Source organism: Albibacterium bauzanense (assembly GCF_004339765.1).
Taxonomy (GTDB): domain Bacteria; phylum Bacteroidota; class Bacteroidia; order Sphingobacteriales; family Sphingobacteriaceae; genus Albibacterium; species Albibacterium bauzanense.
The window spans coordinates 809,423-828,941 of record NZ_SMGO01000002.1 but is presented as its reverse complement, the minus strand read 5'-3'; the positions used below and the strand labels follow the sequence as shown (position 1 = coordinate 828,941).

The window sequence follows — 19,519 nt, the reverse complement described above, 5'->3', positions numbered from 1 at the left end:
ATCTTAATAGAAAGATTATTTTTCTTCTTTCTTATCGTCTTTCTTAGCCGCCTTCGGACTTACATCTGTCGGTTTCGGTGGTTTTGCTTTACCATCTTTCAAGCTTTTCACAACAACCTCATCTTTATCCTTATCGTAAGAAACCTCCAGTGTGCTGCCGTCAGCCAATTCACCTTTCAAGATTTCTTCAGCTACCGGATCTTCCAGATACTTCTGAATAGCTCGTTTTAAAGGACGGGCACCAAAGTTAGAATCAAATCCTTTTTCAGCAATGTAATCTTTAGCAGAATCAGTCAATTTAATGGTATAACCTAAGCTCTCAATTCTTTCAAACAATGTTCTAAGTTCAATATCAATGATCTTAAAGATTTCTTCTTTTCTCAATGAATTAAATACAATAACATCGTCAACGCGGTTTAAGAATTCAGGAGCAAACGTACGTTTCAATGCATTCTCAATAACACTTCTTGAATGCGCGTCTGCTTGTCCGCTTTTCGCACTTGTAGTAAATCCTACACCTTGCCCGAAATCTTTCAATTGTCTTGCACCAATATTAGAGGTCATGATAACAATTGTATTCCTAAAGTCTACTTTCCTTCCTAAGCTATCGGTCAACTGTCCTTCATCCAATACTTGAAGTAAAATATTAAATACATCAGGGTGTGCTTTCTCAATCTCATCCAATAAAACTACTGAATAAGGTTTTCTGCGTATCTTTTCAGTTAACTGTCCACCTTCTTCGTAACCAACATATCCTGGAGGCGCGCCCACTAAACGTGATATCGCAAATTTCTCCATATACTCACTCATGTCAATTTGAATAAGAGCATCTTCACTATCAAACATAAACCTGGCAAGTTCCTTTGCAAGTTCGGTTTTACCAACTCCTGTAGGTCCCAAGAAAATGAAAGAACCGATCGGCTTTTTAGGATCTTTTAATCCTGCACGAGTACGTTGAATAGCACGAACCAATTTCTGAACAGCCTCATCTTGTCCGATGATCCTCTTCTTCATGGCTTCACCCATTCCAAGAAGTTTCTGACTATCAGTTTGTCCTACACGCTGTACAGGTATACCAGTCATCATTGATACAACTTCTGCTACATTATCTTCCGATACTGTATAACGTTTAGTCTTAGTTTCAGCTTCCCAAGTATTTTTCTCAGCTTCAAGCTCTTCTAATAGGCGTTTTTCAGTATCGCGTAATTTTGCAGCTTCTTCGTATTTCTGACTGCGAACTACTTTGTTCTTTTCGATTTTAATCTCTTCGATCTTTTCCTCGATATCGATTATTGTCTGCGGAACATGGATATTGTTCAAGTGAACACGAGAACCCGATTCATCCAATGCGTCAATTGCCTTATCTGGTAAAAAACGATCTGTAATATAACGAGTAGTCAATGCCACACAGGCCTCAATAGCTTCAGGAGTATACGTAACACCATGGTGTTCTTCGTATTTATCCTTAATCCTATTTAATATCTCTATTGTTTCTTCCTGTGTTGCAGGCTCAACTAAAACCTTTTGGAAACGACGATCCAATGCACCATCTTTCTCAATAAACTGACGGTACTCATCTAATGTCGTTGCTCCAATACATTGAATTTCTCCACGCGCTAAAGCAGGTTTAAACATGTTAGAAGCGTCTAACGAGCCAGAGGCTCCACCTGCACCAACAATTGTATGAATTTCATCAATGAACAAAATCACATCAGGCGATTTCTCGAGTTCATTCATAACAGCCTTCATACGTTCTTCAAATTGTCCACGGTATTTTGTTCCAGCAACTAATGAAGCCAGGTCTAACGTAACAACGCGTTTGTTAAAAAGCACGCGAGAAACCTTACGTTGAATAATCCGTAATGCCAATCCCTCTGCAATAGCAGACTTACCCACACCTGGCTCTCCAATCAGAATTGGATTATTCTTCTTCCGACGAGAAAGAATCTGAGAAACACGTTCTATTTCTTTTTCACGTCCAACAATAGGATCCAATCTGCCTTCCTCTGCAGCGCGAGTTAAATCTCGTCCGAAATTATCCAATACAGGGGTCTTCGATTTAATATCTGATACCTTTTTAGGTTGTCCGTAATCTTCTTCCCTATAATCTTCATCGCCGGCAGCAGAACTTGCCTGATCAGATATTTCTGTACGATTTTGCTCTACTTCAGCCTTAAATACATCGTAATTAATATTATATTGTTGAAGTATCTGAGAGGCGATATTATCTTCGTCTCTTAAAATAGACAGCAATAAGTGTTCTGTACCAATTACTTCACTCTTAAATATTTTTGCTTCTAAATAGGTAATCTTCAATACCTTTTCAGCCTGTTTAGTTAATGGGATATTGCCTAAATTGGCACTGGTTACTGAAGTTCCTTTTACAGCCTCCTCAATAGAACGACGTAAACGTGATGTATCTACTCCATTACTATCGAGTATTTTAATCGCCATTCCATCCCCCTCTCTGATAAGGCCTAATAATAAATGCTCGGTGCCTATATAGTCGTGCCCAAGTCTTAACGCCTCCTCCCTACTGAAAGAGATTACGTCTTTTACACGTGGCGAGAATTTCGCATCCATAAGTTTCCTTTTTTTAATTGCTCTAATATATTAATTATTCAATTAAACAATTACAGCTTTTAATCATTCATCAAGAATTGAGCCACAGCGAGAACAATGGCATTTAATTGGCAGAATTCTAAGTTTTAGGAAAAAAATGGCACTAAATTGCTAAATATCACGATATTTGAACTCAAAATATCAGAAAATATGTCAGAAGAGAAAATCATTTTTTCGATGGCTGGAGTAAATAAAATCTATCCACCACAGAAACAAGTTTTAAAAAACATTTACCTGTCGTTTTTCTATGGTGCCAAGATTGGCGTCATCGGACTTAACGGATCAGGAAAATCCTCCCTTTTAAAAATCATTGCAGGCATCGATAAATCTTTTCAAGGAGAAGTCGTCTTCTCTCCAGGCTTTTCAGTTGGTCTATTAGAACAAGAACCACATCTGGATCCCGACAAAACAGTTCGCGAAACTGTTGAGGAAGGCTGTGTAGAGATCATTTCGATATTAAAAGAATACGAAGAAACAAACGAAAAGTTTGGACTGCCGGAAGTGTATGAAAACCCTGACGCCATGGATAAATTAATGATCCGACAAGGCGAACTGCAAGATCAGATTGATGCAATGGGTGGATGGGAGCTTGATAATAAACTAGAGCGTGCTATGGATGCGCTTCGCTGTCCGGAACCTGATACAAAAATTGCAACCCTTTCAGGAGGTGAACGTCGCCGTGTTGCTTTATGCCGGCTTTTACTGCAAGAGCCCGATGTTTTATTACTGGATGAGCCAACCAACCACCTGGATGCCGAATCAATCGATTGGCTTGAACAACATCTACAACAATATAAAGGAACAGTTATCGCTGTAACGCATGACCGCTATTTCTTAGATAATGTAGCAGGCTGGATCCTGGAGCTTGATCGTGGCGAAGGTATTCCATGGAAAGGCAATTACTCATCATGGCTTGATCAAAAAGCAAAACGTTTAGCACAAGAAGAAAAAACTGAAAGTAAAAGACAGAAATCACTGGAGCGTGAATTAGAATGGGCACGTATGGCTCCAAAAGCCCGTCATGCTAAATCAAAAGCCAGATTAAACAACTACGAAAAACTAGCCTCAGAGGAAACAAAAGAGCGCGAAGAAAAACTAGAGCTCTTTATCCCTCCAGGTCCGCGCTTAGGAAATATTGTAATCCAGGCTGAAAATATCAGCAAGGCTTATGGACATAAAGTCTTGTTCGAAAACCTTAGTTTCTCTTTACCACCTGCTGGTATTGTTGGAATTATCGGCCCTAACGGAGCTGGAAAAACCACCTTATTCCGACTAATTACCGGACAAGAGCAGCCCGATACAGGAACTTTTAGAGTTGGAGAAACAGTCGTTCTGGGTTACGTTGATCAAATGCATAATGATCTGGATGCTGAAAAATCTGTCTGGGAAAACATAACAGACGGTCTTGACAACATCCAATTAGGAACTAAAACGATCAATTCAAGAGCCTATGTTTCGAAGTTTAACTTCAACGGTGCCGATCAGCAAAAGAAGGTAGGTGTAATTTCAGGAGGAGAACGCAACCGTGTTCACCTGGCCATAACATTGAAAAAGAGCTCAAATGTGCTCTTATTAGATGAGCCTACCAACGACATTGACATCAATACCCTGAGAGCTTTAGAAGAAGGATTGGAAAATTTCGGAGGATGTGCCGTAGTTATTTCTCACGACCGTTGGTTCCTCGATCGTATCTGTACTCATATATTGGCTTTCGAAGGAGACTCGCAAGTTTACTTCTTTGAAGGAAACTATTCAGATTATGAAGAAAATCGCAAGAAACGACTTGGTGACCTTATACCGAAAAGAATTAAATACAAGAACATCGTTTAGAAAATAATTCGTCTAAACAGACAAAATGCCAGTTATTTAGGACATCCTATATAGCTGGCATTTTTTTATTATACTTCAAATTGAACCCAGGATTCACCATTTCCACCAAAGGTCAAATATTGAGGATAAATAATTTCTGCCAATATTTCCACATCTTCAGCTATTCTTGAGCTATAGCCTCCAAAGTTATTTTCGCCATTAATCAAATACATCCTGTTTTTCTTAACGGCATTGGTATTCTGCCACTCCTCCATAGATAGAAGAACTCCAACTTCACTAAAGAGGCTTTCCATCTGGTCAGAAATTATAAGCAGGATATCCGGATTAAAAGCTTCTTCTTCATTTGCACTGTAAATTTTAGAACCAGCAATCTTTAAAACCTCTTTCAGATAGTCATTTGTCTCAATAACAGCAGGAACTACTCCGGTTAAAACCAATACTGCCGGCTTTTGATCCTCACCAATAAACTTAAGTTTATGCTGAACTAAATTAATACGTTCTTCCAAATCAGCAACCAGATCAGCCGCAGCTTCAATTTTTCCAGCATCAATACCGATTTGCTGTATCCATTGAAACAAATCTTCTTTGGATGCAATCGAATCGTAGTCCTCTATTAATTTTTCGCTCAAAGGTTGCGATAAATCCAGACTGGCAACTATATCTGATACGTGAGAAAGTGTTAAACTCATTTCTTAAAATTAGACAACAAATGTACAAATTCACACCTAGCATTAAAATTATAACGCAAAACAAAAAACGTCTTCAGAAATTCTGAAGACGTTTAGCACTACATATCATTAACCTTTAAACAGGTTTTCTAAGTATTATTTTAATGTTACTGTACGATTGATCGATACATTATCACCCGATAAGGGATTACCATTTTGATCAACCAATGACAAATTCACTGTTAACTCACCCTTTGGTGCATTCAAAATCTCATATGGTCCCCAATTATCTAACAAGAAATCAGTTCCATTAATAGTAGCCTTTACTTTTTTACCGTCTTTCAAATCTGTATTCCATACATAGAAATCCAATAATACACGTTCTGTATCAGCACCTGTATATTCTCCTTTTGGTCTGCTATAGAATAAAGATGCGTCTTTAGGTAGAGGCAGATCAGAAAGAGTTCCATTTTCATCAATTCTAAAATGTTTTAAAACTGCAGCTCCTTCTTCTTTAATTGATTCATGGTAAGAACGTGATAAGAATGACAGCAAATAATGTTCTGTTCCCAACTTAACCATGGTTGTATTTTCTGGCTTATACAAAGCAGTATACGGTGTATTATCTAAAATAAAGTGGATATGCTGCCCCTCTTTAGAATTCGCCATATGATCTGCATTCATATCATCCGTATGCTCAGTTAATGTAAAGTTCTTTACATCATATTTAACTGTAATACGAGCAGAGTCGGTTCCAACTTTTTCAGAAGTAATCGAACTAATTTCTAAACTTGCTCCAGGAAAAGCTTTCGAGTCTGCAACAGGAACAACTTGTATCTCCTGTGTAGCAACTGTATCAGCAGCATCTGCATTATTTTCAGTATTCTGAGATCCAGAATTACAGGCTGTAAAACTAGTTGCAGCCAATGCCAAAGCCACCAAACTTAAATTCAATTTCTTTCTCATTTTGTATTGTTTTTTACTGTTATCATTTAGAGGTAACGCGTAAAATTAGGAATTGTTCGCTAAAGGAGGACAATTTCGACTAAATTATTTTGATACATTTCTGATAATTAACCTTTTGTTTACAATTTAACAACAGCCAATAAAGAAAAACAGTCCTCAATTAAAGGTATATTTATAACGCTTTAAGGAATTTAAATGAATAGAGATAAAAACAGGTAAACGATATAAATACTATATTTAATAAAATCTTTTTCAATCTCTATTAACATTATAATATCTGTTATGAATACACGTCGTAATTTTTTAAAGAATATCACTGTTTCTGCACTTGCTTTACCATTATTATCTACTTATAAATCAACAGGTTTAGAAGGGATATCCACTTCCTTATACCAAGGACCCGTACTTCGGGTAGCTATAATGGGCCTAGGCAGCTACGGTACCCGGGTAGCCGAAGCTATGCAATCATGCAAAAGAGCTAAATTAGTAGGAGTTATAAGTGGCACCCCTTCAAAAGTTAGTGACTGGCAAAAGAAGTACAATATTCCAGAAAAAAATTGCTACAACTATGACAACTTTGATCTTATTAAGGACAATCCCGATATAGATGCAGTATATGTTATAACCCCTAATTCTCTACACCACGATCAAGTTATAAGGGTTGCCAAAGCAGGGAAACATGCGATTTGTGAAAAACCAATGGGAATAAACGCCAAAGAAGCACAAGAAATGATCGATGCTTGTAAACAAGCAAATGTTAAATTATTGGTGGGATATAGAATGCATTTTGAAGCAAATACCTTAGAAATCATTCGCATGAGAAAAGCGGGAGATTTTGGTAAAATTATGTTCTTTCAAGGATTATGCGGCTTTAGAATAGGCGATCCGACACAATGGCGTTTAAATAAGCAACTGGCAGGTGGAGGCTCTATGATGGATATCGGAATTTATGCTATCAACGGTGCAAGATACCTTATCGGAGAAGAACCAATTTGGGTTACAGCACAGGAAACAAAAACAGATCATGTGAAATTTAAAGAAGGTGTTGATGAAACCATTCAATTTCAATTAGGGTTTCCAAGTGGCGCAGTAGCCTCATGCCTGTCAACTTACAACATGAATTACCTGGATCGATTTTTCTTAAACGGAGAAAAAGGATTTGCTGAATTAAACCCTTCTACCGGATATGGACCTATAAAAGGCCGTACTAATAAAGGTGAACTAAACATACCACACGTAACCCATCAAACGGTACAAATGGAAGAAATGGCAGGTATTATTTTAGATGGAAAATCACCTGTAGTTCCTGTTGATGGGGAAGAGGCTTTGAAAGATTCAAAGATCATTGATGCAATCTACTTAGCTACAAAAACAAACCAGAAAGTTCCTTTAAAAATATAAGCTTTGTAACTAAACTGCCTTTATTTAAAGAAACAAAGAACTTGAATGATATTATATTAAACTAAAACTATTATAAATCAGAACTCATGACTTGGAAAAAATTTAATGGCGAGGTATTACAACAAGATATTTTAGAAGAAGTAAACAATGTAATTTTAAGAGAGAATGAGGTTGGAAACAAATTAAAAGTATGTATCGGTACCGACTCGCAGGTTAAAGGATTAGTAACTGACTTTGCCACTGTTATTGTCTTCCTGCGAGAAAAAAAGGGTGCCTTTATGTTTATCCACCAAGAACGTACCAGAGAGAGGATGAGCATCAAAAGAAGAATGCTATCCGAAGTGCAACGTTCCATTTCCATAGCTTATGACCTTTGCAGTATGCTGGATAAATATGATATCGGACTAGAAGTACATGCTGATATCAATACCAATCCTAAATTCAAGTCAAATCAGGCATTGCATGAAGCCATGGGTTATATTCTGGGAATGGGCTTTGTTTTCAAAGCAAAACCAGAAGCGTTTGCCAGTTCAGCCTGTGCCAATAAAATGGTACAGTAATCAAGCTAAAAGAGAAGGATCCTTATCGGTAATAGGCGTCGATTTCAATATCTGACAGTTTACCCTATCTCCCTTTTTCAACTGCCCGTGCTTCATATGGTATACGCGAAGATACAGATGTGAGTTATGAATAATCAATTCTTCATAAAAGCCCCTGAATAAAACCATCCTCACTTCAAAGCGGCCTCTTTTGCTGGCTCTCACCTTGATCCATTCAGGATGAATAGCAAAATTGTCCCCTTCTTCTGTAATATTTAAGTCCCTAACCTGCTCTGCGGTTAAAATATTACTCTTTGCTAGCATACGGGCCACATATTTGCTGGGCGGATTATTATAAAGAGCTACAGGCTCGCCAAAGGCAACCAAAGATCCGTCTTTTAAAATAACCAATTGATTTGCCATCCCTAAAACCTCTGAAGGATCATGCGAAACTAAAATCACAGACAGATCCGTTTCTTCTACAATCTCCTTTAAATCTCTTTGCAACTCATCTCTAAATGCAGCATCAATTTGATTAAAAGGCTCATCCATCAAAAGCAACTTAGGCTGGGTAATTAAAGCTCTGGCAATAGCTACACGTTGTTTCTCCCCTCCACTTAAATCACTAATTCGCTGATTCTTTAAATGATCGATCCGAAGACGCTTTAGAGTAAGAAGTGTTTGCTTTTCTTTATGATCAAGGTCCTCATTACTAAGTTGCGAAGCAACATTGTCATATACATTCGCATAGGTATTCAGATCATCAAAATGCTGAGAAACCATGCGCATAGCCGGGTGTCCCGGAATTAATTTATCAGTTGGCCCAATAACTTTCCATCCTTCAAAACGAACTTCACCTGCATCAGGCTCCAGCAAACCATAAATCAAACGAAGCAAAGTGCTCTTTCCACTGCCGCTTTTACCTATAATAGCTGTAATCTCATTCTTATTTACAGAGAAACTGATCGACTTAAGTCCTCCCGAATCAGGTTTATCAGAATACTTTCTTGATAAATCATTTATTACCAACAAAGAAGAATCAGCCACGTAAACATCGCCAGGCACAAATTCACAGGAATTATCTTTTGAGGAATTCGACATTTTATTAAAATAAATTCCCCACGAAGGTATGAATTTTAAGAATCTTGTCTATCTATCATTTTTAGCAAAAATTCCCTTTAACCCAATTTTGATAATACCATGTTCATTTTCAGTGAATTCCAGTCTTCTATCTCCGCCAATCTGAAGATTAGCGGCAACAAAATTTAAGATACCACTTACAAGGTTCTGCCGCTCTTCGGGTTTAGTTTCTGCCAATTCTGGCCCTTGATACAAAGAATCCAGACTCACATCTTTAATATCCGGCGTCTTATTCAAAGGAGAAATTGCACTCGCATCATCAATAATTGAGGAATTATCATTTTCAACCGATGCATTTACAGCCATGATCGGCTCTCTGGGCGCAAACTCTTCTGTTTTTTCCTCAATTGCTGTTTGAGAATCTTGCTGACGCTGATCATTATCATCATCATTCACCACAGCTACCGATACAGGTTCAGGAGCTTTAATTAAAACAGGTTCCTTTTTTTCTTCAACCACTAACGGACTCAACTTTTCATCTGCCGATTGCTTAACCTCCGGTTCCTGAACAAGCGCAGTTTCTTCTACAGTTGCTTCTCCACTAAGAAATATCTTCTCTTCAGGCTGAATCTTCCAAATCGTAAATCCAATGATTAGTGAGGCAGCAGCAATACTTATATAACGGTAGCGTTTTAAATTAAACACCTTCTTAATTTTAACCTCTCCAGGTTCAATCTCTTTTTCAATACCAGCCCACAAAGAAGAAGGAACTTCTGCCGAAAAATCCTCAAACTTCCTTTTAACCTGCTTATCAAAATTTTTATTATGACTTGATTCCATTTACCTCTCCTTCCATTAATTTAATCTTCTCCTGCAATCTCATTCTCGCTCTAAATAACTGCGATTTTGAAGCACTCTCACTTATATCCAATGCCTTAGCAATTTCTTTATGAGAAAAGCCCTCAATAGCATACATATTAAATACCAAACGATAACCAGGTGCTAAATCCTGAATCATCTTCAATAAATCCTTAACCTCCAGTCCATCGATTTCAAACAACTGCGAATCAATTATCGTGCTCTCATTAACCGCATCAATATCTTGAAGGATCACACTTTTCCGAGAAAACTCTATCGCAGTATTCACCATAATTCGCCTTACCCAACCTTCTAAAGATCCCTTATTTGCAAACTGATTTATATTTTTAAAAACTTTAATAAAACCCATTTGCAGAATATCTTCAGCCTCAAACTGAGAACTCGCATATCGTAAACAAACTCCCATCATTTTAGAAGAAAATGCTCGGTAGAGCATTTCCTGCGCCTTCCGATCATTTAATCTACAGCCTTCTAAAAAGGACTCCGTATTCATTTCTTTCTAAATGTCGATCTATATTTCTATACAATTCTTGTTTATTAAAACATAAACATCAAACCAAAGCTAAGGTTCTTTACTCCTTCCTGATCCGGACTATCCACAAACATATCGTTGAAATAATATTTAGTGTATACACCTAAACTTCCATACCATACTCTTGCAAAGGCACCATAAGTTATAGGTGCAAAGTTAAAATCATCTTTCACTTTATGCTTGCCCTCTGCCTCACTTTTCACCTTCTGGCTTCCCTGCAATAGTATTCCGGCCATAGGGCCCACTGCCACATTTAAACGTTTTGGCAAAGCACCTGCCTTGGTACTCAATGTAAAAGTTAACGGAATGCGCAAATAGCTTGAGGTGAACCGATTTTTACTATAATCAATATCCGATTCAACATAAGTCAAAGGGCGTGTATCTTCCAGAAATAAAATATCCTTTTTTAACCGAATATGTGTCCAATCAAAGCCGGCAGCAATTTGCATATTAAACTGATCGGTAAATTTATAGCCCATTTTAAAGACATCAAAACCTACATTAATAGTTTTCCAAGTCTTATAATCCAGAAACTCATTTGTAGGAGAAAGGCTGATTTTACCGTTATCAAGGATCTTCGTCAAACCTAAATCAAAATGAGAAAAGGTTAAACCAATAAAGAAAGGATTGCTTTTCTTAACCGAATCCCGCTTGTCCTCTCTATTTATCGAAACTTTAACAGGTTTCCCTATTGAATCACTTCCATATTCAAAAATCAATTTAACCCGCTTTTTTTGTCCGTCATTTTTTATTTCAACGACTGTGCTATCTGCAATAACACGCACCGTATCGGTCCTTCTTACTTGTATAACCTGCTGATTCTGTGCGTTAACACCTGCTGCAATAAATGCAATATTTAAAAATGTTAAGAGAAGTGATTTCATCTGATTCTTATTATTAGTGTTAATTTAAAAATTTTTTAACCGGAATTAAATCTTAAAGCGCTATTATGTCTGATATTCCATTTTACTTAAGACGGTACATTGGACTGAAAGGTTGCATGGAAAGGAAAATATTTTATACTTTTACTATTTAAATCGCATATTTTGAAAGGAATTATTTTAGCAGGAGGCTCAGGAACCCGCCTACACCCACTTACTTTAGCTGTCAGCAAGCAATTAATGCCTGTTTACGACAAGCCGATGATTTACTATCCTTTATCAACGCTGATGCTTGCAGGGATTAATGAGATCCTAATCATTTCCACACCTTATGACTTACCTAATTTCAAAAAATTATTAGGTGATGGATCCAGCTTAGGATGCTCATTTTCATATGCCGAGCAATCTGTACCCAATGGTTTGGCGCAGGCTTTTGTTATTGGTAAAGAGTTTATCGGAAACGATAAGGTGGCTTTGATCTTAGGTGACAATATTTTCCATGGAGATGGAATTGCGAATTTACTGCAATCCAAAAAAGATGTTGATGGCGCTTTAATATTTGCTTATCAGGTTTCAGATCCGGAACGTTATGGTGTGGTAGAATTTGACCATGCTAATAAGGTAATTTCAATTGAAGAAAAACCAGATGAACCTAAATCAAATTATGCGGTTCCCGGACTTTATTTCTACGACAACTCTGTCATATCGATTGCTGAAAATCTGAAACCTTCTCCAAGAGGAGAATACGAAATTACGGATGTCAATAAAGCCTATCTTAATGAGGACAGTTTAAGCGTTGGCATTTTTGGCAGAGGAACTGCCTGGTTAGATACCGGAACTTTTACATCCTTAATGCAAGCCGGACAATTTGTACAGGTAATTGAAGAAAGACAAGGTCTAAAAATTGGCTGTATAGAAGAAGTTGCCTACCGCATGAAGTTTATTGATGCTGAACAATTAGAAAAAATAGCGAAACCTTTAGTAAAAAGCGGATACGGAAAATATTTACTGGAAACCGTTCTAAAGCAATCAAAAATATATAACCCCAATTAATGAAAACGGCTTTAATAACAGGTATAACCGGACAAGATGGAGCATATTTAGCCGAGTTCCTATTAAGAAAAGGCTATATTGTGCATGGAGTAAAACGCAGAAGTTCCCTGTTTAATACAGATCGTATAGATCATCTTTACCAAGATCCGCACGAGAAAGACAGACATTTCACCCTGCATTATGGAGATCTGACAGACTCTACCAACCTGATCCGAATTGTTCAGGAAACACAGCCCGATGAGATTTACAATTTAGCAGCTCAAAGCCATGTACAAGTAAGCTTTGATACGCCAGAATATACAGCAAACGTAGATGGTTTAGGCATGTTACGCCTTTTGGAAGCGGTTCGTATGCTTGGATTAAAAGATAAATGCCGCATCTATCAAGCTTCAACTTCTGAACTTTATGGCTTGGTTCAGCAAGTTCCACAAAATGAAAACACGCCATTTTATCCGCGTTCTCCTTATGCTGTAGCAAAACTTTACGCCTATTGGATTACCGTAAATTACCGCGAAGCTTATGATATGTATGCCTGTAACGGCATCTTGTTTAATCACGAAAGCCCTATTCGGGGAGAAACTTTTGTAACCCGTAAAATCACACGTGCAGTCAGCAAAATCGCATTGGGCTCACAAGATTGCTTATATCTGGGAAACCTTTCTGCGCAACGAGATTGGGGGCATGCAAAAGACTATGTGGAAGCCATGTGGTTAATGCTTCAGCAAGAAAAAGCAGAAGATTATGTAATTGCAACCGGGGTAACCACTACCGTGCGTGAGTTCGTTAGAAGAAGCTTTGAAGAAGTAGGAATAGAAATCGAGTTTGCCGGTAAAGGGAAAAATGAAAAGGGCGTAGTAATTGATTTTGATGAAGCACAGCTCGTATCTTTAGGCCTAAATCCGGAACTTGTGAAAATAGGACAAACGGTAGTTCGGGTAGATCCTCGTTATTTCAGACCTACAGAAGTAGAGCTATTAATTGGCGATGCATCAAAAGCCTTTAAGCAATTAGGTTGGAAACCTAAATACAGCTTAGATGCGCTGATTCAAGACATGATGCACTCAGATTTAAAAGAAATGCAAAAAGAAGACTACTTGAAAAAGGGTGGTTTCAATACTTTAAATTACTTCGAATAAGTCTGATTCTCTTTTTTATTCACATTCCGTTGGTAGATTAATTCATTGTTATGGGAAAAACCGTTCAAGTCAATTTAGAAGATCTTCGTTTTTATAGCTACCATGGCTTTTATCCGGAAGAACAAATACTCGGAAACGAATACTTTGTGAACATTAAAACCTTCTTCGATAGCTCCGGCCTTGGCGATGATCAACTAGAGCACACTGTAAACTACGAACAGCTTTACTCCATTGCGACCACTGCAATGAAAAATCCAAGAAAGCTTCTGGAAACCGTAGCCGACGAAATATTAGAAAATATTAAACTAGAATTTCAGCATCTAACTCGTATCGAGGTTAGTATAAGCAAAATAAATCCTCCATTCGGTGGAGATAGGGCTCAGGCGAGAGTCACTATACAATGGCATAAGAAAGATTAAAAAATGGAATTCAATCCTATAACTCCTGAAATACTTGCCGAAATAATCAACGTTACCGGCAGCGATCATACCTTCTTTGAAAAAGACGACCTATTCCGCTTTTCGCATGATGAAACGGAAGATCTGCACTTCTACCCAGAGGTTGTAGCACTCCCGAAATCTGCAGAAGAAGTTTCTGAACTCGTAAAAATCTGCTCCAATAATCAGATTCCAATTACTCCCAGGGGAGCTGGAACCAGTTTAAGCGGAGGAGCCTTACCCCTTCACGGCGGATTAGTAATTTGCATGGAACGCATGAACCAACTGATAGAGATTGATGAAAGAAACTTGCAGGCAACAGCAGAAGCTGGTTTAATAACTCAGGTTCTTATGACTGCGGTTGAAGAGAAAGGCCTGTTTTATCCGGTTGACCCGGCAAGCAAAGGTTCTTGTTTTATAGGGGGCAACGTTTCTCATAGCAGCGGTGGCCCACAAGTAGTAAAGTACGGCACCATCCGTGAGTACATTTTAAACTTACAGGTTGTTCTGCCTTCAGGCGAAATTATATGGACGGGAGCCAATACCCTAAAATTCTCATCCGGATATAACTTAACTCAATTATTTATCGGTTCTGAAGGTACCTTAGGAATTGTAACCAAAATTGTGGTAAAACTAATTCCTAAACCGGCAGAAAACATGGTGATGCTCGCTTCCTTTCCAAGCAATGAATCGGCCTGTGAAGCAGTTTCTGCTATTTTCAGAGCCGGACAAACTCCTTCTTCTCTTGAATTTATTGAACGCAAAGGAATAGAATGGGTCATGGAGCACGATTCTATTAGCTTTGATCTGGTAGATGGTATTGAAGCATTCTTGCTAATACAAGTAGATGGAGATAACCAGGACTCTCTTTTTCAGCAATGCGAAAAAATAAACGTAGTATTGGAAGAGAATGGCTGTACGGATGTTTTATTAGCTGATACCACCGCACAAAAAGAAGCTCTTTGGAGCATGAGACGCCTGGTTGCTGTTTCTGTAAAATCTAACTCCATTTATAAAGAGGAAGATACCGTAGTTCCACGAGCCGAACTACCCAAATTAATAAAGGGAATTAAAGAGATCGGCAAGAAATACGGTTTTGAATCTGTATGTTATGGCCATGCCGGCGATGGAAATCTGCATGTAAACATCATCAAATCAACCATGACAGATGAGGAATGGAATACTGTTCTTCCACATGGCATTACAGAAATTTTCAATTTAACAGTCGCACTTGGTGGCACCATTTCAGGAGAGCATGGCATTGGCTATGTTCAAAAAGGATACCTACCTTTAAAGTTCTCTGCTACCCACATTGATCTCATGAAAGGGATCAAAAAGGTATTCGACCCCAAAGGAATTATGAATCCCGGCAAAATATTTTAAACTTCCAGTTTCTGCGAATCAAGCATTATTCAATATAACTTGATAATACCTTGCTTTACATATACGAGTTATTAGCGAGTGATCTATCCGTTGTGTCTGCGCTTTTTCGGCCAAAACAACGCAGATACAACGGAAGAACAAAGATTATAGTAATCTGGAATCTTAATCAAGGCTATGCTAATGTAACCTAAAGATCCATGCAAAGGGGCTTAATAACCTTCAGAAGGCTATTTCAAGAGCAAATAAATTGAAATGAAATGAACTAAAGCTTATTAACTAAGCTTTAATTTCTTCTGGATGTCTTGTACGTAAGATTTGAATTTCTTATCGGTTTCAATAAGATCAACTACAGTCTGACAAGCATAGATCACAGTAGAATGATCGCGCCCTCCGAAAAAGGCACCTATTGATTTTAGGGAAGTCTTTGTATAACTTTTAGCCAGATACATCGAAATTTGACGAGCCTGAACGATCTCACGTTTACGGGTTTTTGATTTCACCATTTCTACAGGAACTTCAAAATAATCGCAAACTAACTTCTGGATGTATTCAATCGAGATTTCTTTATGGCTATTCTTGATAAAGTTTTTCAGCATTGATTTAGCAAGATCCAAATCAATTTCTTTCTTATTCAATGTAGATTGTGCTAATAGCGAAACCATGGCACCCTCTAATTCGCGGACATTGTTATCGATGTTATTCGCAACGTACTCTACTACTTCATAAGGCAATTCAATTCCGTCAGAGTACATTTTCTTTTGAAGGATAGCCATTCTGGTTTCCAAATCAGGTATTTGCATATCTGCAGAAAGCCCCCATTTGAAACGGCTTAACAAGCGTTCTACCAATCCGGATAAATCTTTTGGTGGTTGATCTGATGTTAAGATCACTTGCTTTCCAGACTGATGAAGGTGATTAAAGATATGGAAGAAGATATCTTGTGTCTTTTCCTTACCGGCAAAATTATGAACATCATCCATAATAATGACATCCATTACCTGATAGAAGTTCACGAAATCATTGATGGTCCTATTCTTTAATGAGTCTACAAACTGCTGGCAGAACTTTTCGCATGAAACATAAATAACCAGTTTATCAGGAAAGTTCTTCTTTATTTCGTTTCCAATAGCTTGTACCAAGTGTGTTTTACCTAGTCCAACGCCTCCATATACCATTAATGGATTAAAGGAGGTTCCGCCTGGTTTCTGTGCTACAGCATAGCCCGCAGAGCGTGCCAGCCGATTGCAATCACCTTCTATGAAGTTATCAAACGTGTAATTTTGATTTAATTGTGGGTTTACCTGCAATTTCTGCAAACCTGGAATAACAAAAGGGTTCTTAATATCTCTGTTTAATGCTACAGGAACCGGAATTGATTGTTTGCTTCCGGCTGCACCATTCCCATTAGATGGGATATTGGTTGTATAAGGATTACTATTAGAAGATTTTTCAACAACAATATTGTATTCTAATCTCGCATTCTCTCCTAATTGTTGTTTAACGGTTTTACGCAGTAGGTTAACATAATGTTCTTCAAGCCATTCATAGAAAAACAAACTAGGTACTTGTATCGTCAGTACATCCCCTTCTATTCTCAAAGCTTTTATGGGTTCAAACCAAGTAGCAAAACTCCGGGCAGGTATGTTATCTTTTATAACCTGAAGGCAATTATTCCATACGTTAGTACACGTTTTTTCTATACTCATTTTGTTAATATTCTGATTTACAATACTAGTGGGTGTAAATGTTAATAACCCATCGGAGTACCGAAGGTCACAAAAAAAATGTATTAAAAAAAGATAAATCTCATTTATTGATCATATCATTAATAATCAACAAGATAAGCCACTTTTCTACCTACAATTTAATCTCTTCGGATTGTCTGATTTAATTATTAACATTTGATTTTTTCACCCTCGACAATAATTAATAACCGGCTTGAATCACTACAATTTCTGCTTTTAAGGTAACAATTTTAAAGGTGATTTTCCAAGAAAAAAATAGAATAAATTGTAGTTGATTGAATCTCATTATTTTGAAAGGCTTAACCTTAAGTAACTCTTCTTTTCATTATGGTCTGAACTCTCCGAAAACTCGTCGCAGAACATCTGAAATTTCACCCAGCGTAGCGTAACTTTCTACCGCATTCAAAATAAAAGGTATTGTATTGACACTTCCCTTAGCTGCCTGCTCCAAATCCGTCAAAGCTTTTTCGACTGCTTCAGCAGACCGCGTACTTTTTAAGGTTTGTAGTTTTTGAATCTGCAGCTGACGGATGCTATCATCTATCCGGAACACTTGCTTTACAGCCGGCGCCTCTTCCGTATATTTATTTATTCCTACAACAATTTGCTCTCCGCTCTCAACTGCTCTTTGGAAATCGTAAGCGGCTTTAGCAATCTCATCCTGCATGTATCCTTTTTCTATTGCCCACACGGCTCCACCCATTTCATCAATTCCTTTTATATATTCAAAAGCTGCCGATTCAATTTCATCGGTTAAGGTTTCGACAAAGTAAGATCCACCCATTGGATCAACTGTATCCACTACTCCACTTTCATAGGCGATAATTTGCTGCGTTCTAAGAGCCGTTTTTGCGGCTTCCTCTGTTGGCAGAGAAAGAGCCTCATCGTAGCCATTGGTATGAAGCGACTGAGCACCACCCAATACTGCTGCCAAGGCTTGATTGCTGACACGAACAATATTATTCAAGGGTTGCTGAGCTGTTAATGTAGAACCTCCTGTCTGTGCATGGAAACGCAAAGATTGTGCTTTTTCACTTGTTGCGCCAAGATCGCGGGTTATTTTAGCCCACATTCTGCGGGCTGCCCTGAATTTAGCAATCTCTTCAAAGAAGTTATTATGGCAGTTAAAAAAGAATGAGATACGCGATGCGAAAACATTAATATCCAACCCTTTTTCAAGAGCCGCCTTTAAATAGGCCTTACCATTGGATAAGGTGAAAGCCAATTCCTGTACTGCTGTAGATCCTGCTTCGCGAATATGATAGCCCGAAACAGATATGGTATTCCATTTAGGAAGCTCTTTACTGCAATACTCGAATATATCGGTTATTAAGCGCATGGAAGGTACTGGAGGATAAATATAGGTACCACGAGCAACGTATTCTTTTAAAATATCGTTCTGAACGGTACCTGAAAGCTCTCTGAGATCAGCACCCTGCTTTTTTGCTAAGGCAATATACATAGCCAGCAAAATAGCTGCTGTAGAATTAATAGTCATGGACGTAGTGATCTTTTCGAGCTCGATACCTTCAAATAGAAGCTCCATATCTGCTAATGAATCAATCGCTACTCCTACTTTTCCCACTTCCCCGTCAGCCATGTCATGATCAGAATCGTATCCTATTTGAGTAGGTAAGTCAAAAGCGACAGACAAACCTGTTGTTCCCTGGCTCAATAAATAATGATAGCGCTTATTAGATTCTTCGGCAGTTGAGAAGCCCGCGTATTGGCGCATTGTCCATAAACGGCCTCGGTACATATCTTTTTTTACACCCCGAGTAAAAGGAAATATTCCGGGAAGCTCTTCCATGGGCCTGCAGGTTTTATAAACCTCTTTTATCTCTATTCCAGAAGATGTATGCTTTTTACTACTCATAGTATTGATCTAATCTGATTAACCAGCTTCGGTAAGCGAATGTTTGCATTTGGTCAAAATGCATCTTTGTAAACAAAAATGAACATTTAGCTGTATATTTGTATATAAATTAATGAAATATGGTAAAAGAAACTTCAGCAATAGCTCCTGTGAGTTTTACAGGAGGTGCCGTTAAGGAATTACTAAAATTGAGAGACCAGCAAGAGATCGGTGAAGATTTTGGATTAAGAATAGGTGTAGACGGAGGTGGTTGCTCTGGATTAAATTATGTTTTAGGCTTTGATCAGAAGAAGGACGGCGATTCAGAATTCTTTATTGATGGTATTCGCGTATTTATGAATCAGGCTCACGGTATGTATCTTGCAGGAATGCAGATAGATTTTCAAAGTGGATTAAACGCAAGAGGTTTTATTTTTAATAATCCGAACGCAGAATCAACTTGTGGTTGCGGAACTTCTTTTTCGGCCTAGGTAATTAAATTGCGAATTCTA

Annotated in this window: 17 protein-coding genes; 8 read left to right on the top strand and 9 right to left on the bottom strand. The window is 38.0% G+C overall.

Going from position 1 to position 19,519, the window contains the following annotated elements; translation table 11 throughout:
- Positions 1-15: 15 nt before the first annotated feature.
- The gene (locus C8N28_RS09560) at positions 16-2,583 is read right to left on the bottom strand and encodes an ATP-dependent Clp protease ATP-binding subunit (protein WP_132224242.1); all 2,568 of its coding nucleotides are present in this window, start codon (positions 2,581-2,583) and stop codon (positions 16-18) included.
- A 189-nt stretch (positions 2,584-2,772) separates the two neighbouring features.
- On the opposite strand from C8N28_RS09560, the gene ettA reads away from it, so the two are divergent.
- Positions 2,773-4,452 carry an energy-dependent translational throttle protein EttA gene (gene ettA, locus C8N28_RS09555; protein ID WP_132224240.1) on the top strand — a complete coding sequence of 560 codons (1,680 nt, stop codon included), beginning with the start codon at positions 2,773-2,775 and terminating at the stop codon, positions 4,450-4,452.
- A 68-nt stretch (positions 4,453-4,520) separates the two neighbouring features.
- Here ettA and C8N28_RS09550 read toward each other — a convergent pair whose 3' ends face one another.
- Both C8N28_RS09550 and C8N28_RS09545 read right to left on the bottom strand, forming a co-directional pair.
- Positions 4,521-5,141 (bottom strand): ABC transporter substrate-binding protein, encoded by a 621-nt coding sequence (locus C8N28_RS09550; protein ID WP_132224238.1) that lies wholly within the window; start codon positions 5,139-5,141, stop codon positions 4,521-4,523.
- A 135-nt stretch (positions 5,142-5,276) separates the two neighbouring features.
- Positions 5,277-6,086: a hypothetical protein gene (locus C8N28_RS09545; RefSeq protein WP_132224236.1), complete on the bottom strand. Its 810-nt coding sequence runs from the start codon at positions 6,084-6,086 to the stop codon at positions 5,277-5,279.
- A 282-nt stretch (positions 6,087-6,368) separates the two neighbouring features.
- Between C8N28_RS09545 and C8N28_RS09540 the strand changes: the two genes are divergently transcribed.
- Together C8N28_RS09540 and C8N28_RS09535 are read left to right on the top strand one after the other, a co-directional pair.
- Positions 6,369-7,487, top strand: coding sequence for a Gfo/Idh/MocA family protein (locus C8N28_RS09540; protein ID WP_132224234.1), 1,119 nt, complete (start codon positions 6,369-6,371; stop codon positions 7,485-7,487).
- An 86-nt stretch (positions 7,488-7,573) separates the two neighbouring features.
- Positions 7,574-8,047 (top strand): ribonuclease H-like YkuK family protein, encoded by a 474-nt coding sequence (locus C8N28_RS09535; protein ID WP_132224232.1) that lies wholly within the window; start codon positions 7,574-7,576, stop codon positions 8,045-8,047.
- On the opposite strand, the gene C8N28_RS09530 is transcribed toward C8N28_RS09535, so the two are convergent.
- The 4 genes from C8N28_RS09530 to C8N28_RS09515 are packed head-to-tail and all read right to left on the bottom strand — an operon-like array spanning position 8,048 to position 11,401.
- Positions 8,048-9,127 (bottom strand): ABC transporter ATP-binding protein, encoded by a 1,080-nt coding sequence (locus C8N28_RS09530; protein WP_132224230.1) that lies wholly within the window; start codon positions 9,125-9,127, stop codon positions 8,048-8,050.
- Between the two features lie 48 nt (positions 9,128-9,175).
- Positions 9,176-9,946, bottom strand: coding sequence for a hypothetical protein (locus C8N28_RS09525; protein ID WP_132224228.1), 771 nt, complete (start codon positions 9,944-9,946; stop codon positions 9,176-9,178).
- On the bottom strand, positions 9,930-10,478 hold the full coding sequence (locus C8N28_RS09520) for an RNA polymerase sigma factor (protein WP_132224226.1): 549 nt from the start codon (positions 10,476-10,478) through the stop codon (positions 9,930-9,932). Before C8N28_RS09520 ends, C8N28_RS09525 begins: the two co-directional genes overlap by 17 nt.
- A gap of 44 nt (positions 10,479-10,522) precedes the next feature.
- Positions 10,523-11,401: an outer membrane beta-barrel protein gene (locus C8N28_RS09515; protein WP_132224224.1), complete on the bottom strand. Its 879-nt coding sequence runs from the start codon at positions 11,399-11,401 to the stop codon at positions 10,523-10,525.
- Positions 11,402-11,563: 162 nt separating this feature from the next.
- Between C8N28_RS09515 and rfbA the strand changes: the two genes are divergently transcribed.
- The 4 genes from rfbA to C8N28_RS09495 are packed head-to-tail and all read left to right on the top strand — an operon-like array spanning position 11,564 to position 15,407.
- Complete coding sequence (rfbA, locus tag C8N28_RS09510; protein ID WP_132224222.1) at positions 11,564-12,451, top strand: glucose-1-phosphate thymidylyltransferase RfbA; 888 nt, start codon at positions 11,564-11,566, stop codon at positions 12,449-12,451.
- Positions 12,451-13,587, top strand: coding sequence for a GDP-mannose 4,6-dehydratase (gene gmd, locus C8N28_RS09505; protein ID WP_132224220.1), 1,137 nt, complete (start codon positions 12,451-12,453; stop codon positions 13,585-13,587). Before rfbA ends, gmd begins: the two co-directional genes overlap by 1 nt.
- A 50-nt stretch (positions 13,588-13,637) precedes the next feature.
- Complete coding sequence (gene folB / locus C8N28_RS09500) at positions 13,638-14,006, top strand: dihydroneopterin aldolase (RefSeq protein ID WP_132224218.1); 369 nt, start codon at positions 13,638-13,640, stop codon at positions 14,004-14,006.
- Between the two features lie 3 nt (positions 14,007-14,009).
- Positions 14,010-15,407 (top strand): FAD-binding oxidoreductase, encoded by a 1,398-nt coding sequence (locus C8N28_RS09495; RefSeq protein WP_132224216.1) that lies wholly within the window; start codon positions 14,010-14,012, stop codon positions 15,405-15,407.
- A 272-nt stretch (positions 15,408-15,679) separates the two neighbouring features.
- On the opposite strand, the gene dnaA is transcribed toward C8N28_RS09495, so the two are convergent.
- Both dnaA and C8N28_RS09485 read right to left on the bottom strand, forming a co-directional pair.
- Positions 15,680-17,107, bottom strand: coding sequence for a chromosomal replication initiator protein DnaA (gene dnaA, locus C8N28_RS09490; protein WP_132224960.1), 1,428 nt, complete (start codon positions 17,105-17,107; stop codon positions 15,680-15,682).
- A 370-nt stretch (positions 17,108-17,477) separates the two neighbouring features.
- On the bottom strand, positions 17,478-19,028 hold the full coding sequence (locus C8N28_RS09485) for an acyl-CoA mutase large subunit family protein (protein WP_132224214.1): 1,551 nt from the start codon (positions 19,026-19,028) through the stop codon (positions 17,478-17,480).
- Positions 19,029-19,147: 119 nt separating this feature from the next.
- Here C8N28_RS09485 and C8N28_RS09480 point away from each other — a divergent pair, with 119 nt between their 5' ends.
- Positions 19,148-19,498: a HesB/IscA family protein gene (locus tag C8N28_RS09480; RefSeq protein ID WP_132224212.1), complete on the top strand. Its 351-nt coding sequence runs from the start codon at positions 19,148-19,150 to the stop codon at positions 19,496-19,498.
- Positions 19,499-19,519: the final 21 nt, after the last annotated feature.

Bases quoted from the DNA above. Each gene is read 5' to 3' on its own strand.
- C8N28_RS09560 (WP_132224242.1), bottom strand. From the start codon at position 2,583: ATGGATGCGAAATTCTCGCCACGTGTAAAAGACGTAATCTCTTTCAGT.
- ettA (WP_132224240.1), top strand. From the start codon at position 2,773: ATGTCAGAAGAGAAAATCATTTTTTCGATGGCTGGAGTAAATAAAATC.
- C8N28_RS09550 (WP_132224238.1), bottom strand. From the start codon at position 5,141: ATGAGTTTAACACTTTCTCACGTATCAGATATAGTTGCCAGTCTGGAT.
- C8N28_RS09545 (WP_132224236.1), bottom strand. From the start codon at position 6,086: ATGAGAAAGAAATTGAATTTAAGTTTGGTGGCTTTGGCATTGGCTGCA.
- C8N28_RS09540 (WP_132224234.1), top strand. From the start codon at position 6,369: ATGAATACACGTCGTAATTTTTTAAAGAATATCACTGTTTCTGCACTT.
- C8N28_RS09535 (WP_132224232.1), top strand. From the start codon at position 7,574: ATGACTTGGAAAAAATTTAATGGCGAGGTATTACAACAAGATATTTTA.
- C8N28_RS09530 (WP_132224230.1), bottom strand. From the start codon at position 9,127: ATGTCGAATTCCTCAAAAGATAATTCCTGTGAATTTGTGCCTGGCGAT.
- C8N28_RS09525 (WP_132224228.1), bottom strand. From the start codon at position 9,946: ATGGAATCAAGTCATAATAAAAATTTTGATAAGCAGGTTAAAAGGAAG.
- C8N28_RS09520 (WP_132224226.1), bottom strand. From the start codon at position 10,478: ATGAATACGGAGTCCTTTTTAGAAGGCTGTAGATTAAATGATCGGAAG.
- C8N28_RS09515 (WP_132224224.1), bottom strand. From the start codon at position 11,401: ATGAAATCACTTCTCTTAACATTTTTAAATATTGCATTTATTGCAGCA.
- gmd (WP_132224220.1), top strand. From the start codon at position 12,451: ATGAAAACGGCTTTAATAACAGGTATAACCGGACAAGATGGAGCATAT.
- folB (WP_132224218.1), top strand. From the start codon at position 13,638: ATGGGAAAAACCGTTCAAGTCAATTTAGAAGATCTTCGTTTTTATAGC.
- C8N28_RS09495 (WP_132224216.1), top strand. From the start codon at position 14,010: ATGGAATTCAATCCTATAACTCCTGAAATACTTGCCGAAATAATCAAC.
- C8N28_RS09485 (WP_132224214.1), bottom strand. From the start codon at position 19,028: ATGAGTAGTAAAAAGCATACATCTTCTGGAATAGAGATAAAAGAGGTT.
- C8N28_RS09480 (WP_132224212.1), top strand. From the start codon at position 19,148: ATGGTAAAAGAAACTTCAGCAATAGCTCCTGTGAGTTTTACAGGAGGT.